The sequence below is a fragment of the Ilumatobacter sp. genome, assembly GCF_046290335.1.
GTDB lineage: Bacteria > Actinomycetota > Acidimicrobiia > Acidimicrobiales > Ilumatobacteraceae > Ilumatobacter_A.
Genome location: NZ_JBKAGH010000003.1, coordinates 451,695 through 467,299 on the forward strand (window position 1 = coordinate 451,695; position 15,605 = coordinate 467,299).

Below are 15,605 nucleotides of genomic sequence, written 5' to 3' on the forward strand. Positions count from 1 at the left end.
GGCAACGCCGTCGACACGATCGTCTGGTCGAGCGCCGCGAGCAGCAGGCCGGTCATCAGCCCGATGATGACGATGGTGCGTTCGCGATGCGACAGATCCGGCATCGTCACCGTCGAAGCGGGCACGTTCACCGGACACTCACCTGCAACGTCTCCAAACCACGCAAGGTCAGGCTCGGGCGCCACACCGGAGTCGTGTCGGCGTCGATCGTGGCGAACCGGGCGAGCAGCCGTTGGAACACGACGTCACCCTCGAGACGCGCCAGCGGCGCGCCGAGGCAGTAGTGGATGCCGGCAGCGAAGCTCAGGTGCTGGGTGCCGGTGCGGGTGATGTCGAACCGGTCCGGGTCCTCGTAGCGATCCGGATCCCGGTTGGCTGCGCCCAGCAACGTCAGCACGACCTGGCCGCCGGCGACGCGGTGACCCGCGATGTCGGCGTCCTCGAGCGCGGTCCGAGCGTCGAGCTGCACCGAGCTCTCGTAGCGCAGCATCTCCTCCACCGCGCTGTGGCCGAGGGACGGGTCGGCGCGCAGCATCTCCATCTGCTCGCGGTTGCGCAGCAAACTGATCAGACCGTTGCCGATCAGATTCGTGGTGGTCTCGAACCCCGCCGCGAACAACAACACGATCGTGGCGACCAACTCGTTCTCCGATAGGCGGTCCCCGCCATCGGTGACCCCGATCAGCCCACCGATCAGATCGTCGGTCGGCCGATTCCGGCGCTCGGCGATCAGCGACCGGAAGTAGTCGTTCATCGTGTTGCTCGCGGACTCGGCGGCGGTGATCGCCTCCGCACTCGCCATCGGCTCGAGCGCAGCGGCCGCGTCACGCACGATCCAGCGGAACTGCTCACGGTCCTCGACCGGGACACCGAGCAGTTCACCGATCACTCGCACCGGCAACGGAAACGCGAGCAGGTCCATGACATCGCCGCCGCCGGCGTCGGCGAGCTGATCGAGGATCTCATCGACCATCGCTTCGACCGCCGGCCGCAACTCCTCGACCCGTCGGGGGGTGAACTCCCGGGCGACAAGACTTCGCATCCGGGTGTGATCGGGTGGGTTCATCCGCAGCATCGAGTACCGCGAGATGATCGGCACCTCCCGATCGGCGCTCTGCGCAGCCGACCCGAAGATGCGTTGCACTTCCTCGCTCTTGCCGAACCGGGGATCGCGCAGCACCGTGCCGCAGTCGTCGTAGCGGGTCGCGACCCACAGCGGGAGGACTGCGCTGTGGTGCACCGGCGCCGTCTCGCGCAGCTGGCGGTAAGCCGGGTACGGATCAGCACGAACGGCTGGGTCACTGAACAGGCTGACAAGCACGTCGTCGGGTGCAGCCGTGGTCTGGTTGTCGGTCGTGTTCATCAGGTCCCTCCAGTGGTCGTTCGTCGGCTCTGCCGCAGCCCGCGCTGCCCGCCGATTCCGTGCAGAATGACCTTCGACACCGCTTCAGCGCGGTCGCCGAGGTCTCCCTTGTTGCCGAGCAGCAAGTGCTGCATGCCGGTCACTAGGACGGTGCCGTAGACCACGGACGAGGCGGCGCTGACATCGTCGACTCGAAGCGACCCGTCGTTGTTACCGTCACGTAGCGCCTGCCGAATTGGTGACAGGATCGCCAGGTCGACACCTGCGGCGATGTCGACCAGCGAGGCCGCTCGCCCCAGTTCGGCGAACAGCAGTCGGTAGGTCGGGCCGTGCTCGCCGATGAACACGAGATGTGCGCGCACCAGTCGAGCCAGCCGCTCGCGTCCTGTGCCTGGCTCGGCTGCGACATCGGACAGCGTGGCGGTCATCTGACGCAGGGTTCGCGAGAGCAGGTGGGCGAGGATGTGCTCCTTGCCAGGGAAGTAGTAGTAGAGCGTCGCTCGTGGAATACCTGTCGCCTTGGCGAGATCGTCGATCCGGGTCGCGTCCAGCCCGTTGTCGGCGAACACAGGAGCGGCGAGATCGATCCGATCCGCCAACTCGTCGGGTAGCGGCCGAATCGCGTTCGTCGAGTGCTTGATCATTCCTGTACCTCCGTGAAGCCCGGCATGAATCGCTCGATCGGGATGACGATGAACGTCGCGGTCGCCTCGGCGATCAACTCCAGGCCGTCGCGCGTGTGCGCCGTCGCGGAGATGTGCAGCTTGCGTTCCTCGCGCTGATCCAGACGTGCACGGAAGATGAGCGGCGCGCCGATGGGCGTCGGCGCCCGATAGGTGACCGCCAACCGACCTGTGAATGCGGGCACCTTGTGGATCGACAACACGTACCCCATCACGTCATCGAAGATCGCCGCGACCACGCCACCGTGAGCTCGACCCGGAGCGCCTTCGAAGGCAGCACCCAACACCGTCTCGGCAACCGCATCGCCGCTGTCACAGTGAACGTCGATCGCGACACCCATCGGATTCGCGGCGCCTGACACGACACAGTCGGGAAAGTGCGAGAGCCGTTCGCCGTCGGCGGGCGGTTCGCTGAACATTGACGGCCCGTCACCCATGCTCGTAAAAGAGCGATCGCGTTCGGTACCAGTCTCGAGTTGCTCGACAACCGGCAGGATCGCCTTGATCAACTGATCGAACAGTTCATCCGGGGCATCGTGGCGCACGAAGCCATGACCAAGTCGGCGGAGCAGCGCGGCAGCACGAATCCGTGCCTCGGTCACTCCGAATCGCTCGTCCGTCGCTGTGGCCGTGCCGACGATCGCTGACTCTTGCATCCATGACTCCCGGTGGTTGAACGTGACGATTGGACGACACGTCTAAGCTACGGGATCAAGTGATGCGTTGCGCAACGGAGGGCTACGTGACCACCCGGACAACTCTCATCGCGAGGCGCAGGATCCGTCCGACTCGTCGTCAGCAGGACGCGGAGCGCATTGCCATCGCCTGGCGAACTCTTCGCCGTGGTCCCGCGGCCCGCGGAATGCGCAGGTACGCGTGGGCACCGAACGAACCGCAACTCGACGTGGGGCAGATGGACACCCTTGATCTCCTCGTCCAACATGGTGCGTGGACGATGCACGAGTTTGCGATGGCGCTGTGCATCGAGCCGTCCACGGCAACGAGAGCCATTGCCCGGCTCGTCGACGCTGGGCTGGCGGATCGGAGCACGCATCCGAGTGACAAGCGAATGACAGTGGTCCGTGCAACCCAGGATGGGCGCGCTGTGCAGAAGCGGCTTGCATTGCGACGACTCGCCGCGGTGGTCGAGGCGCTCGAGGGTTTCGACAGCGGCGACCGGCGACGGCTCGCCGATTTGCTGGAACGGTTCATTGCAGGGCTCGACGAGGCGGTACTCGTTCGCAGTTCGACGTGCTTGCCCCATCGTCAGACCAGTTCGAAGCCGCTATACCCGTCTGCTGCGCATGTCCGGCACGACTCCGCGTAGAACGGGACACCGCCGGGGAAGTTCAACAGTTCGCGCGGTTTGCCGGGGATGTTGGCGCCGACGTACCACGAGTCGGCTCTGTCGAACAGGGTCATGTCGCCGATCGTGCGCACCAGGTCGCGCCACGAGTCCTCTGCATGCGATGTTGCTTCGATGCGTGTGACACCTTGGTGCCTCAGGTCGTCGAGCAGCTGTACGACCCAACTGCCTTGTACCTCGGCGCACGTCGGCCCGTTACAGAAACCTGACGGGCTTTGCGGTCCGTAGAGATAGATCAGATTCGGGAACCCGGCACTCGCGAGGCCGAGGTGGCTGCGGACTCCGCGGGCCCAGTAGTCCTTCAAGGTGGTGTCGGCGCGGCCGTGGATGTCGATGCTGGTGAGACCGCCCGTGACCGCGTCGAATCCGGTGGCCATGACGATCAGGTCAACGTCGTAGTCGTTGTGCGTCGTCCGAACCCCGGTCGTCGTGACGCGCTGGATGGGTGAGGTCTTGAGGTCCACCAGGGTCACGTTCTGCTGGTTGAACGCGTCGTAGTAGGTCTGCTCGAGCGAAGGCCGCTTGACGCCGAACGGGTGGGGCGGTTCGGTCGGGGCGAGCAGCTCTGCGACTGCTGGGTCGTGCACGCGGGCGTGGACCTTGTCGCGCCAGAAGTCGTAGGCGGTGCGGTTGGCGGTTTCGTCGGTCATGATGTCGGCGAAGTTGCCGGCCCAGAAGCTGAATCCGCCCGCTTGCCACATCTGTTCGAAGCCGGTGCGACGATCCTCGTCGGAGACCGCGAGCGCTGACTCGTCGCGCCGGATGATGTCGAAGCCCGCGAAGGTTTCGGTGCGGGTTCGGAAGATTTCCGGGTATCGAGCTTTCGCCTCGTCTTGTTCTGCTCGGGTGAGGCGGTGTTGTTGCATGGCGAGCGCGAGGATCGGCGTTCGCTGGAACACGGTGACCGACGCGGCGATCTTGGCCGCTTCCTGGATCACTTGGACTCCGCTGGCGCCCGTGCCGATGACACCGACGCGCAGTCCCGTCATGTCGACACCTTCCTGAGGCCAGTGCGCTGTGTGATGGCATTGGCCCTCGTAATCGTCCAGCCCGGGCAGGTCGGGGATGTAGGCCTTGGATGCGAAGCCGGTGCAGAGCACCAGGAACCGGGTTCGAAGGGACTGCCCGTTCCGTGTGGTGAGGTTCCAGCAGGTGGCCGCTTCGTCCCACGTGGCCGTGTCGAGCCGGGTGTCGAAGCGGATGTCGCGGCTCAGATCCCATTTGTCGTCGACGTACTGGAAGTACCGACGAAGCGCTGTCCAGTCCGGGAATCGCTCGTCCCAGTACCAGTCCCTCCACAGCTCTTCGTCGGAGAACTCGTAGACGGGCACATGCGAGTCGACCCGGGCGCCGGGGTAGCAGTTCCAGTGCCAGATTCCACCGAGCCCGGAGCCGGCTTCGAGCAACACCGTCGAGAATCCCAACGCTCGCAGCCGGTGCAACTGATACAGGCCCGCGAAGCCGGCTCCGACGACCACTACGTCATGATCGAGCCCATGTGGTGCCGTCATGGGTTCGTGACACCTCGAGCCACATCGGCCCATGCGTTCAAGGCCGACGGGTCGTTCGTCCAGTCAAGGCCCCCGAAGTAGCTGACGACTCTCGTCGCGAGCCCCTGGTAGCGCTCCAGGATCTTGTCGGCGAGTTCGCTGCGCGGGCCTGTGACCACGAAGTGGTCGAGCAGTTCGTCGGACACCTCGGCGGCCATGCCCGCAAGGTCGCGGGCGCGTTGCCGCTCGCGAATGCGGTCGGTGGTTCCGTCGAAACCCAACTTCTCGAAGATGAACGCATAGTTGGGTGTTGATCCGTAGAACGCGACCTGCATCCGTGCGAAGTTGCGCCAGCGCGCTTCGTCGTCGTCGATAGGGACGATGAACGCAGGGACGATGATCTCCAGATCCTCGGCGGAGCGGCCCGCCTTGGTGGCACCCTCGTTGAGGTTGGGGATCACCGTCTCGCGGAGGTAGGTGGGGTGGTTGAGCGGATGGACGTGCACACCGTCGGCGACCTCGCCGGCCATGCGGAGCATCCACGGGTTCACGGCAGCGACGTCGATCGGCGGGTTCGGTGTGCTGATCGGCCCAGGTGACCACTGTGCTGGGAGCAGGTCGAGGTGGTAGAACTCGCCATCGACCGCCAGCGGCCCGTCGCCCCGGAACGCACGGAAGATCGCCTGCATCGCAAGCACGTACTCCTTGAGTCGTGGGCCGGGGTGCTCGAAGTCGGAGCCGTAGCGGCGTGTGATGTGGGCGCGGACCTGTGTGCCGAGCCCCAGCCGGAAGCGACCGCCGGTCGCCTCGGCCAACTCCCACGCGATCTCCGCGGTCACCATCGGGCTGCGGGGAAAGGCGACCGCGACACCGGTGAGGATGTCGATGTCGGCGGCGAGTGCAGCGGCGCCGCAGCCGAGGTATGCGGTGCGCCCGCCCTCGGTGACCACGATTCCCGAAAAGCCGGCGCGCTCGGCGTCCTGGGCGAATGCAGCCATCGAGCGCAGCGGCAGGCCTCCGGTCATCACGTCGAACTTCATCGGTGGGTCTCCTCGTCGGGTTTGGTCACGGTGTGTTGTCGGATCATCAGATATCGCGATCGCGGTTATCCCAGTGCGGTGACCTCAGCTTGTGCTTGTACAGCTTGCCGGTGGGGAGCCGGGGGAGCTCGTCGTGGAACTCGAAGCGCTGCGGGCACTTGAAGTGGGCGATGTGCTCGCGCACGTGTGACCTCAGTTCGACGGCGAGTGCCTCGTCGCCGACCACGCCCTCCGCAGGTTGCACCGCGGCATGCACCGCCTCGCCCATCTCGTCGTCGGGAATTCCGAACACGGCGACATCGGCAACCTTGGGGTGCATCACCAAACAGTCCTCTATCTCCTGTGGATAGATGTTCACACCGCCGGAGATGATCATGAACGCCTGGCGGTCGGTGAGGTACAGCCATCCTTCGTCATCGACGTATCCGACATCACCCAGGGTGGTCCAGCCGCGGCCCTGTGGGTCCCTGACGCTCTCGGTCTTGTCCGGGGCGTTGTGGTACTCGTAGGCGGGCCCGTCACCGAAGTAGATGGTGCCGGGCACATTCGCAGGTTGGTCGTCGCCGGCTTCGTCGAGGATGTGGATCGATCCGATCAACGGCCGTCCGACAGTGCCCGGCCTGGCCAACCATTCGTCGGGACGCACCAGGCAGAAGCCGTTCAACTCCGTGCCTGCGTAGTACTCCCACAGCACCGGACCCCACCAATCCATCATCTGCTGCTTGACGGCCACAGGACACGGTGCCGCGGCATGGATCGCGACCCGCATCGACGAGACATCGAACCCGGATCGTTGCTCGGCGTCGAGCTTCAGCATCCGGATGAACATGGTCGGCACCCATTGAGAATCGGTGATCGAATACGTCTCGATGAGGTGAAGCGCCGCGACCGGGTCGAACTTCTCCATCACGACGACCGTCCCTCCCAGCGACTGAACGCCAAGGCTGAACCCGATCGGTGCCGAGTGGTACAAGGGAGCGGGTGACAGGTATGTGGACTCGGCGTTCATCCCGAACACGCCATTCACCAAGCCTGCGATCAGCATTCCGTCGGTGACCGACTTGCCGCTGAGCGGACGCTTGACACCCTTCGGGCGCCCCGTCGTTCCCGAGGAATACAACATCATCTCGCCTGCTGGTTGTTCAGCGAGCGGGTCGGTGGGCATCGCATCCATCGATTCGACGTAGGAGGCGAACCGTTTGTCGACGTCTCCGATCAGTAGCGGCAGCGCGACGTTGGGGGCGTGTTGCAGAGCGGATGCGGCGATCTCCGCTCTCTCCGAAGTGGTGATGAGCGACCTTGCTCCGGAGTCATCGAGGATGTAGCCGACCTCCTCTGCGGACAGGTAACTGTTGATGGTCGTCACGTACAGACCAGATCTCAGCGCCGCCCACATCACCTCGAAGAACCGCGGCTGGTTCTCGCTGAAGATGGCGACGTGGTCACCCGCGACCAAGCCATGCCCCTGCCACAGTCGAGCCAGTTGATTCGATCGGTCGTCGAGTTGCCGGTAGGTCACGACCTCGCCAGAACCAGCCATGACCACCGCTGGGTGGTCCGGTCGGGTTGCCGCATGAGCCCCTGGGTACACGATCGCTCTCCTCCGCCCGCATCTCGTTGGGCTCGACTCTCGATGATCAGACGTTGTCAGGGCCTCGGCGGTGAGATGTGATGACGACCGTCGAGGCCCCCTTCTCGACCCTCGTGAAGTCCACAGTCTGACCGTCCCGATCTCGACACGTCAAGACAGAAACGACAAAATGTCGCATCAGGGGGACGAGCTAGGGTGAGCCCATTCTGCTCTCAAATCTGAAGGCTATGCTGGTGGCTGCTGGAACTCACGAGACGATTGTAGACATGTGTAGTGTTCGGACAGGGGCGAGGCGCGGTTTGCGTCGGCCATGAACGCGATTCCCGCTGCGTTCGCAGCGTCGCGGCCAGGAGAAGGAGATGGCGATGCGGATACAGGTGGACCAAGCTCGCTGCCATGGGCACCAGATGTGCGCGATCGCCGCGCCCAAGCTGTTCGGTAGCGACGAGATTGGCAATGCGGCTGTATTGATCGCGGGCGACGTCCCACGCGATCTGGAAGCGGCAGCCAGACGCGCCGAAGGCAACTGTCCGGAACGCGCGATCGAGATCATCGAGTGACCACATGACGCGCGGCGCAAGCCTCGTCGAGCTCCGCGACCACTACGACATCTTCAACGTCAACCAAACACAGGTCGATTCCACCCGCCGTGACGTCCGTTGGATGAGACAACTGAGCCTCATTGTAGTATCACGTCGCCTATGACTTCGTTCTCCGATCAGGTTTCCGCGTCCCCGAGTCGAGTGGCGTGCGCCACCGCCGTACGTGAGCTCAGTCACTCGATCGTCGGCCATGCCGTCGCCGACGATGTTCTCGACCGAATCACTGCATTCGTCCGCGACATGCTCCCCGACGTCGAGTCCGCTGGGTTGCGGTCACGTCCGGTCGACGACATGAAGCGGCGGCTGTTCGAGGTCGCACCGCTCGACGGTGACAGCATGGAGCACTACCCCGACTGTGTCGTTTCGGGTCCGGCGAACCCGATGGGGATGGCCATCACTTGCCATCGCGACCGCGATGATGCAGTAGCTCAGGTGTCTTTCGGTGCTGCGTTCGAGGGTGCCCCTGGCCGCGCCCACGGTGGAATCGTCGCAGCGGTGTTCGACGATGTCATGGGTTTCGTGCTGTCGATGCTGCAGACGCCTGCGTACACCGGCCGGCTGACCGTGAGCTACCTCGCGCCGACCCCGCTGGCCGTCGACCTCGAGTTTCGTGCACGATTGCGAGTGCGTGACGGACGCAAGCTGTGGATCGACGGCGAAGCCATCGTGGCCGGCAAGCGTTTCGCGGAGGCGGAGGGGCTGTTCATCGCGATTCCGTACGAGGAGTTCGGCCGGATCGAACCGGCCTGAAGACGAGACCCACGCAGTTGTCGTCCTGACGAGACATATGTCATGATGTGTTGCATGACTCCAGATGTTGTTGCAGGGCTCGACGATGACGCATCCCGAGTGGTTGCTGGTGAAGCTCGCGCCTGGTTCGAAGCGAACTGGAACCCCGACATGTCACTCGGTGACTGGTGGGCAGTCCTCGCCGAGTCCGGGTGGGGTTTCCCAACATGGCCGACACACCGCTACGGCCGCGGTCTCGACCCTCACCTAGCCCCGTTGGTCAACGGCGCTCGTCGCGCGGCGGGGGCGTTGGGGCCACCGGCGGGTATCGGGCCGAACCTCGCGGGTCCCACCCTGCTTGCTCACGGCTCCGCCGGCCAGCAAGACCGCTTCCTGCCTGGAATCGTCAACGGCGAGATCTGGTGCCAGCTGTTCAGCGAACCGGGCTCGGGGTCCGATCTCGCGTCGCTGCAGACCCGGGCAGTTCGTGACGGTGACCAGTGGGTGATCAACGGGCAGAAGGTATGGACGTCGGGTGCCCACATTGCCCGTTACGGCATTCTGGTCGCCCGGACAAACCCCGAACTCCCGAAGCATCAAGGCCTCACCTACTTCGTGATCGACATGGACCAGCCCGGTATCGAAGTACGACCGATCCGGGAGATGACCGGTCGCTCGATCTTCAACGAAGTCTTCCTCACCGACGCCGTCGTCCCGGAGGAGAATCGGCTCGACGAGGTCGGTTCCGGTTGGGGGGTTGCCTTGACCACGTTGGCGAACGAGCGCACGATGCTCGGCGCCGGTTCGTTCGGGAGCTCCGGTGGCAGCATGTCGATCACCAAGCCGGACCTCGCGGGCCGGGTGGGCGACCTGGTGCGTGAGAGTGGGTCGGGCGAGGGCGTTCCGTCTGGTGGGGTCGGCGCGCTGCTCCGCGGTCTCGTCGAGCAGTACGACCGTTCGGGTGATCCGCTCATCCGGCAGGAGTACGCAACGATCTACTCGCTCCTCGAGATCGCCCGCTTCACCGATCTACGGGTGAAGGGGGCCGTCGAACGAGGTGGGCGACCGGGTCCAGAAGTCTCGGTCGGTAAGTTGGCCGCCAGTCATTTGCTGCGCACGTTGCGCGAGACGATGTTCCGGATCTGCGGTGCCGACGCGACGCTCTGGGGGGAGGACGCTCCGCTCGGCGGGAGGATGCACGACATCGGATTCTCCTCATACCTCATCTCGATTGGCGGTGGGACCGACCAGATCCAACGCAACATCATCGGTGAACGGGTGCTCGGACTGCCAAGAGAGCCCAGCATCGACAAGGGCGTCGCGTTCAGCGAGTTGCTGGTCGGCACTCAACGTAAGACCGATGGCTGACGCCGTGCCGGATTCGCGTCTCGTCGGGGACCGATCGCTGCGCGTTGGCGTGATCGGGGCAGGCATGGCCGGCATCCTCGCAGTGATCAAGCTGCGCGAGGCCGGCATCACCGACATCGTCTGTTTCGAGAAGGCCGACCGCGTCGGCGGCACGTGGCGCGAGAACACCTATCCCGGCATCGGATGCGACGTCCCGTCGCACGTCTACTCGTACTCGTTCGCTCCGAATCCCGATTTCACCCGCATGTTCTCGCCCGGGCACGAGATCCAGGCGTACCTCGAACAGGTGGCCGTCGACCACGGGGTCGTCCCGCATCTTCGCCTCGGCGACGAAGTCGTCGCCGCCACCTACGACCGCGGTGTGTGGCGCCTCGAGACCGCACGCGGACATCGAGCAGACTTCGACGTGGTGATCGCTGCGAGCGGCGTCCTGCACCATCCCCGAATGCCGGAGATCGATGGCCTCGACGAGTTCGAGGGGGCGATGTTCCACAGCGCACGATGGGACCATGATGTGCCGATCGACGGCCGTCGCGTCGGCGTCATCGGCACCGGGTCGACGGCGGTCCAGATCACCGGCGCGCTCGTCGATCGGGTGGAGCACCTCAGCCTCTTTCAGCGAACGCCGCAGTGGATCATGCCGATGGACAACAAGCTGTTCTCGGACGACCAGAGGGCGACGTTTCGGAGCGAGCCGCATCGACTCAGAGAGCTCCGGGACTTCCTCGAGTCGGCGTTCGCGGAGAACTTCGCCGATGCCGTTGTCGACGCGAAGTCCGAGCGTCTCGAACGGATCGAGGAAACCTGTCGGGCGAACCTGTACGAGCACGTCACCGACACGGAACTGCGCCGCCGCTTGGAGCCCGACTACCGCGCCGCCTGCAAACGGCTCGTCGTGTCGGCCGACTTCTACGACGCGATCCAGAAGCCCAACGCCGAACTCGTCACCGCTGCCATCTCTCGCATCGAACGTCGCGGCATCCGAACCGACAGCGGACGCCTTCACGAGCTCGACGTCATCGTCCTCGCAACCGGGTTCGAGGTCGACCGATTCATGCGGCCCACCGTGATAAACGGCCTCGACGGACGAACCCTCGAAGAGGCCTGGGCCGACGGCCCCACTGCCTATCTGTCCGTCTCGATACCCGAGTTCCCCAACCTGTTCATGCTCAACGGCCCGAACGGCCCCGTCGGCAACTTCTCCCTGATCCAGGTCGCGGAGCTCCAGATGGACTACATCCTGCAACTCGTGCATCGACTCCAGGCAGGCCTCTCGACGGAGATCCATGCGACTGAGGCGGCCATGCACGAGCACGAGGCCCGGCGCATCGAAGCGGCGCAGGCGACCGTGTGGGTCACCGGATGCAACAGCTGGTACCTCGACGCTCGCGGCGTACCAGCAGCGTGGCCGTGGCCGTTCCGCCGATTCCGCGAGGTCATGGCAAAACCCGACTTGGATGCGTATCACCACTGACATGACCAGACGAACGCCGGGGTGAGACAAGGCGTACGATGTGTATCGTGCTGCCGCCGGGCAGCGCCCGGACGCGGAGGTTCCCCGAATGCCACACCCGACAACGCCACCCGTAGGAGTACAGGAGCCGGTGCTGCGTGTCCAGATGGACGAGGGCATCGCGACCCTCACGCTCAATCGTCCGGCAAAGCTCAACTCCCTCGATCCCGAACTCGTCTGCAGACTCGCCGACGCATGGGAGCAGATGGCAGCCGATCCCGCTGTTCGGGTGGTGATCGTGACCGGTGCAGGAGACCGGGCGTTCTGCACCGGTGCGGACCTCGGGCGGCTGATCCCGTTGTTCACCGGTGCGCGACCACCGCAGGATGAGTGGGACCAGCGACTGCAGGCCGATCCCCGACTGCTCGACAAGGCACTGCTGCGCCGTACCGACTACACGGTGCCGGTGATCGCCGCCGTCCGCGGGTTCGCGCTCGCCGGCGGCATGGAACTGCTGCTCGGAACGGACTTGCGGATCGCAGCCGAGGACAGCGAGTTCGGACTCACAGAGGTGACACGCGGGATCATCCCCGCCGGCGGTGGGCTAGCGAGGCTGGCACGTCAGGTGCCATGGGCCAAAGCAGCGGAGATCGTGCTCGTGGGTGACCGGATCAGCGCGCAGTCGGCCGCGGAGATGGGTCTCGTCAACCGGCTGGTGCCATCCGTGCACGTGCTGGACGAGGCGATGCAACTCGCCCGGCGAATGGCCCGCAACGGGCCGTTGGCGATGCGCAAGGCGAAGGAGGTGATGGTCTCGTCGAATGGCCTGCCCTTCGACGAGGCGTATCGCATCGAGTCGCGTGCAGCCGGGGTCGTGATGGCGTCGGCCGACGCCATGGAGGGTCCGCGTGCGTTCATCGAGAAGCGCAGCCCGCATTTCACCGGCACGTGACCCTTCGGCCGAAGAAGCTGGAATGAGACGAATTGGTCATTGTGTCGTATATGGGGCTGGCGTAGTGTCGGTGCAGACGAGAGGGGATCTGCATGTCGTTCGACTTTCCCGTGATCAGCGCTGACTCGCACATCACGGAACCACCTGACTGCTACTCGGCTCACATCGACCCGGCGTACCGCGACACAGCGCCGAACATGGTCGAGGATCCTGTACGAGGCGACGTGTTCGTGGTGCCCGGCATGAAGTCGACGGTGCCGATGGGGCTGGTCGCCGCCGCCGGCAAGCCGGCAGGGGAACTGACCCAGGAGGGTGTCAAGTTCGACGAGCTCCACAAGTCCGGTTACGACGCGACCGTGCGGCTCGCCGACCAGGACCGCGACGGGGTCGCCGCGGAGATCCTGTACCCGACGGTGGGGATGGTGCTGTGCGGCCACCCGGACGTCGACTACAAGCGAGCGTGCTTCAACGCCTACAACCGGTGGATCACCGAGTACTGCGCCGAAGCTCCGGATCGGCTCCTCGGGTGCGGTCAGACCGCGCTGCGCACCGTCGAGGAAGGGATCACCGATCTCGAGGCGATCAAGGCGGCCGGCCTTCGTGGCGTGATGATGCCGGGGAATCCCGGCACGGAGGCGGACTACGACGACCCGATGTGGGACCCGTTCTGGGAGGCGGCGGTGTCGCTCGGGTTGCCGCTCAGTTTCCACATCCTCACCGCCCGTGGGGGTGGTTGGCGAGGGCCCCGGTTGAACAGCTTCCTGTCGATCATCCGTAGCATCCAGGACATCATGGGCACCCTGGTGTTCGGCGGCGTGTTCGAGCGTCATCCCGATCTTCGGGTCGTCTGTGTCGAGGCCGATGCCGGCTGGGTGCCTCACTACATGTATCGGATGGACCACGCCTACAAGCGGCACCGCAACTGGCTCCAGCCCGGTGTGGCCCTCAGCAGGTTGCCGTCGGAGTACTTCGCGGAGCACATCTTCGTCACCTTCCAGGACGACTGGACGGCGTTCTCGCACGCCAACGACATGAACTGGCGACGGTTGATGTGGGCCAACGACTTCCCGCACTCGGACTCGACATGGCCGTGGTCGCAGGGCATGCTCGCCGAGCAAACGGCGCAGCTGACCGCGGAGCAGACGCGGGCGATCCTGTCGGGCAACGTCGCCGACCTGTACGGCATCGACGTCACCGCATTGCAGCCCACGGCCGGGTGACGCCGTGTCGGGAGCGAGGCCTGATCTGGTGATCCGCGGCGGCACCGTCGTGGACGGCACCGGTGCCGGCGAACGCCGAGCTGACGTCGCAATCGTCGGCGACCGGATCGTCGAGGTGGGCGATGTCGATGTGACGGGTCGACGGGAGATCGCCGCTGACGGGGCGCTGGTGACGCCGGGCTGGGTCGATGTGCACACTCATTACGACGGACAGGCGACATGGGATCAACGTCTCGCGCCCTCGTCGGTGCACGGGGTGACGACGGTGGTGATGGGGAACTGCGGCGTTGGGTTCGCGCCGGTGCACGACAGCGACCATGAGCGGTTGATCGAGCTGATGGAGGGAGTCGAGGACATCCCCGGCGCGGCGCTGCATGAGGGTCTGCCGTGGGGATGGAACAGCTTCGGCGAGTACCTCGACGCGCTGGATGCGATTCCGCACGACATCGATGTCGCCGCGCAGCTCCCGCACGGAGCGCTTCGGCTGTTCGTGATGGGCGACCGCGGCGCCGCCGGCGAGAGCGCAACCCCCGGTGAGATCGAACAGATGGGACTGCTCGCCGGTGAGGCGATTCGTGCCGGCGCGCTGGGCTTCACGACCTCACGCACATTGAATCACCGCACCAGTCGGGGCGACCCGACCCCCACGCTGAAGGCATCCCGAGACGAGCTCGTCGGGATCGCGATCGGTGTCGGCCGCGAGGGAACCGGAGTGCTGCAGCTCGTTTCCGACTTCATCGATGTCGAGGATGAGTTCGCGACGCTGCGAGCGATGGTCGCAGCCTCAGGTCGACCCGCGTCGTTCTCGCTGGTCCAGTCGCCCCGTGATCCTGGTGGCTATCGGCGGATGCTCGACCTGCTCGACGAAGCCCATGCCGACGGTCTGGAGATTCGTGGCCAGGTCGCGACTCGGGCGGTCGGCTTGCTGCTCGGATTGCAGGGAACCTTGAACCCGTTGATGGCGAATCCGGTGTATCGCGAGATCGCAGATCTGGCGCTGGGCGAGCGTGTCAGCGCGATGCGAGATGAGGGGTTCAGGGCACGCGTGTTCGCCGCCGATGCCGGTCAGCGCGACAAGACCAAGCTCGGCGGTGGGGTGGTGCGTGCGTTCGAGAACATGTTCGTGCTCGGCGATCCACCCAACTATGAACCTGATCCGGCCACGAGCATCGGCGCCCAGGCGCGCCGCGCCGGTCGGGATCCCCTCGACTTCGTCTACGACGTGCTGCTCGCCGACGACGGCCGCTCGTTCCTGTACCTCCCTGCGCTCAACTACGTCGATGGGTGCCTCGACAGCGTTCGGGAGATGCTGATCCATCCTCTGACCGTTCCGGGGCTCAGCGACGGTGGCGCGCATGTCGGGACCATCTGCGATGGCTCGTTCCCCACGACACTGCTGACGCATTGGTGCCGTGACCGAAACGGTGAGCGCCTCACCGTGCCGTTCGTGGTCCAGGCCCAGTGCCGTGACACCGCCCGTGCGCTCGGACTTCTCGATCGCGGTGTGCTCGCTCCTGGTTACAAGGCCGATGTCAACGTGATCGACTTCGACAACCTCCGGTTGTCCGCCCCGGAGATGCGTTTCGACCTACCGGCCGGCGGTCGGCGGTTGCTGCAGCGGGCTGATGGCTACCTCCACACCGTGGTGTCAGGTATACCGGTGTACGAATCGGGTCGGGCGACAGGTGAGCTACCGGGTCAGCTCGTTCGCGGTGCTCAGCGACGGCCGACGGGGTGAGCGTGCGGGT

14 protein-coding genes are annotated in these 15,605 nt (G+C 65.1%); 8 read left to right on the forward strand and 6 right to left on the reverse strand.

All coding sequences use genetic code 11. The features are described 5' to 3' along the window. Window positions 1–127 precede the first annotated feature (127 nt). Genes ACE37B_RS14670 through ACE37B_RS14680 form a run of 3 tightly spaced genes read right to left on the reverse strand, consistent with a single transcriptional unit; the run spans window position 128 to window position 2,702 of the window. Window positions 128–1,363 (reverse strand): cytochrome P450, encoded by a 1,236-nt coding sequence (locus ACE37B_RS14670; protein ID WP_409924066.1) that lies wholly within the window; start codon window positions 1,361–1,363, stop codon window positions 128–130. Further along, entirely contained in the window at window positions 1,363–2,007 is a 645-nt protein-coding gene (locus ACE37B_RS14675) for a TetR/AcrR family transcriptional regulator (RefSeq protein WP_409924067.1), read from the reverse strand. The genes ACE37B_RS14670 and ACE37B_RS14675 overlap by 1 nt, the downstream gene beginning before the upstream one ends. Beyond that, window positions 2,004–2,702, reverse strand: a complete 699-nt coding sequence (locus tag ACE37B_RS14680) for a PaaI family thioesterase (RefSeq protein WP_409924068.1) — start codon at window positions 2,700–2,702, stop codon at window positions 2,004–2,006. The genes ACE37B_RS14675 and ACE37B_RS14680 overlap by 4 nt, the downstream gene beginning before the upstream one ends. 206 nt (window positions 2,703–2,908) lie before the next feature. Here ACE37B_RS14680 and ACE37B_RS14685 point away from each other — a divergent pair, with 206 nt between their 5' ends. Continuing rightward, window positions 2,909–3,373 carry a MarR family transcriptional regulator gene (locus ACE37B_RS14685; RefSeq protein ID WP_409924069.1) on the forward strand — a complete coding sequence of 155 codons (465 nt, stop codon included), beginning with the start codon at window positions 2,909–2,911 and terminating at the stop codon, window positions 3,371–3,373. Here the strand turns inward: ACE37B_RS14685 and ACE37B_RS14690 are convergent. Genes ACE37B_RS14690 through ACE37B_RS14700 form a run of 3 tightly spaced genes read right to left on the reverse strand, consistent with a single transcriptional unit; the run spans window position 3,313 to window position 7,533 of the window. Continuing rightward, window positions 3,313–4,923 carry a flavin-containing monooxygenase gene (locus tag ACE37B_RS14690; RefSeq protein WP_409924070.1) on the reverse strand — a complete coding sequence of 537 codons (1,611 nt, stop codon included), beginning with the start codon at window positions 4,921–4,923 and terminating at the stop codon, window positions 3,313–3,315. The two genes, ACE37B_RS14685 and ACE37B_RS14690, sit on opposite strands and share 61 nt — an antisense overlap. Next, window positions 4,920–5,942: a TIGR03617 family F420-dependent LLM class oxidoreductase gene (locus ACE37B_RS14695; RefSeq protein ID WP_409924071.1), complete on the reverse strand. Its 1,023-nt coding sequence runs from the start codon at window positions 5,940–5,942 to the stop codon at window positions 4,920–4,922. Before ACE37B_RS14695 ends, ACE37B_RS14690 begins: the two co-directional genes overlap by 4 nt. A gap of 46 nt (window positions 5,943–5,988) precedes the next feature. Next, entirely contained in the window at window positions 5,989–7,533 is a 1,545-nt protein-coding gene (locus tag ACE37B_RS14700; RefSeq protein ID WP_409924072.1) for an AMP-binding protein, read from the reverse strand. 359 nt (window positions 7,534–7,892) lie between these two features. On the opposite strand from ACE37B_RS14700, the gene ACE37B_RS14705 reads away from it, so the two are divergent. From ACE37B_RS14705 to ACE37B_RS14735, 7 genes are all read left to right on the forward strand, one after another. Next, window positions 7,893–8,093 carry a ferredoxin gene (locus ACE37B_RS14705; protein ID WP_409924073.1) on the forward strand — a complete coding sequence of 67 codons (201 nt, stop codon included), beginning with the start codon at window positions 7,893–7,895 and terminating at the stop codon, window positions 8,091–8,093. A 141-nt stretch (window positions 8,094–8,234) separates the two neighbouring features. Further along, the gene (locus ACE37B_RS14710) at window positions 8,235–8,885 is read left to right on the forward strand and encodes a PaaI family thioesterase (protein ID WP_409924074.1); all 651 of its coding nucleotides are present in this window, start codon (window positions 8,235–8,237) and stop codon (window positions 8,883–8,885) included. Between the two features lie 54 nt (window positions 8,886–8,939). Beyond that, on the forward strand, window positions 8,940–10,232 hold the full coding sequence (locus ACE37B_RS14715; RefSeq protein ID WP_409924075.1) for an acyl-CoA dehydrogenase family protein: 1,293 nt from the start codon (window positions 8,940–8,942) through the stop codon (window positions 10,230–10,232). Further along, window positions 10,225–11,706: a flavin-containing monooxygenase gene (locus tag ACE37B_RS14720; protein ID WP_409924076.1), complete on the forward strand. Its 1,482-nt coding sequence runs from the start codon at window positions 10,225–10,227 to the stop codon at window positions 11,704–11,706. The genes ACE37B_RS14715 and ACE37B_RS14720 overlap by 8 nt, the downstream gene beginning before the upstream one ends. A gap of 88 nt (window positions 11,707–11,794) precedes the next feature. Further along, complete coding sequence (locus ACE37B_RS14725; RefSeq protein ID WP_409924077.1) at window positions 11,795–12,637, forward strand: enoyl-CoA hydratase/isomerase family protein; 843 nt, start codon at window positions 11,795–11,797, stop codon at window positions 12,635–12,637. 92 nt (window positions 12,638–12,729) lie between these two features. After that, on the forward strand, window positions 12,730–13,857 hold the full coding sequence (locus ACE37B_RS14730) for an amidohydrolase family protein (protein WP_409924078.1): 1,128 nt from the start codon (window positions 12,730–12,732) through the stop codon (window positions 13,855–13,857). A gap of 4 nt (window positions 13,858–13,861) precedes the next feature. Beyond that, entirely contained in the window at window positions 13,862–15,595 is a 1,734-nt protein-coding gene (locus ACE37B_RS14735) for an N-acyl-D-amino-acid deacylase family protein (RefSeq protein WP_409924079.1), read from the forward strand. The last annotated feature ends 10 nt before the right edge of the window (window positions 15,596–15,605 follow it).

What these genes read in the sequence shown, in the direction of transcription:
- ACE37B_RS14670 (WP_409924066.1), bottom strand. Translation starts at nt 1,363, where the DNA reads ATGAACACGACCGACAACCAGACCACGGCTGCACCCGACGACGTGCTT.
- ACE37B_RS14675 (WP_409924067.1), bottom strand. Translation starts at nt 2,007, where the DNA reads ATGATCAAGCACTCGACGAACGCGATTCGGCCGCTACCCGACGAGTTG.
- ACE37B_RS14680 (WP_409924068.1), bottom strand. Translation starts at nt 2,702, where the DNA reads ATGCAAGAGTCAGCGATCGTCGGCACGGCCACAGCGACGGACGAGCGA.
- ACE37B_RS14685 (WP_409924069.1), top strand. Translation starts at nt 2,909, where the DNA reads ATGCGCAGGTACGCGTGGGCACCGAACGAACCGCAACTCGACGTGGGG.
- ACE37B_RS14690 (WP_409924070.1), bottom strand. Translation starts at nt 4,923, where the DNA reads ATGACGGCACCACATGGGCTCGATCATGACGTAGTGGTCGTCGGAGCC.
- ACE37B_RS14695 (WP_409924071.1), bottom strand. Translation starts at nt 5,942, where the DNA reads ATGAAGTTCGACGTGATGACCGGAGGCCTGCCGCTGCGCTCGATGGCT.
- ACE37B_RS14705 (WP_409924073.1), top strand. Translation starts at nt 7,893, where the DNA reads ATGGCGATGCGGATACAGGTGGACCAAGCTCGCTGCCATGGGCACCAG.
- ACE37B_RS14710 (WP_409924074.1), top strand. Translation starts at nt 8,235, where the DNA reads ATGACTTCGTTCTCCGATCAGGTTTCCGCGTCCCCGAGTCGAGTGGCG.
- ACE37B_RS14715 (WP_409924075.1), top strand. Translation starts at nt 8,940, where the DNA reads ATGACTCCAGATGTTGTTGCAGGGCTCGACGATGACGCATCCCGAGTG.
- ACE37B_RS14720 (WP_409924076.1), top strand. Translation starts at nt 10,225, where the DNA reads ATGGCTGACGCCGTGCCGGATTCGCGTCTCGTCGGGGACCGATCGCTG.
- ACE37B_RS14725 (WP_409924077.1), top strand. Translation starts at nt 11,795, where the DNA reads ATGCCACACCCGACAACGCCACCCGTAGGAGTACAGGAGCCGGTGCTG.
- ACE37B_RS14730 (WP_409924078.1), top strand. Translation starts at nt 12,730, where the DNA reads ATGTCGTTCGACTTTCCCGTGATCAGCGCTGACTCGCACATCACGGAA.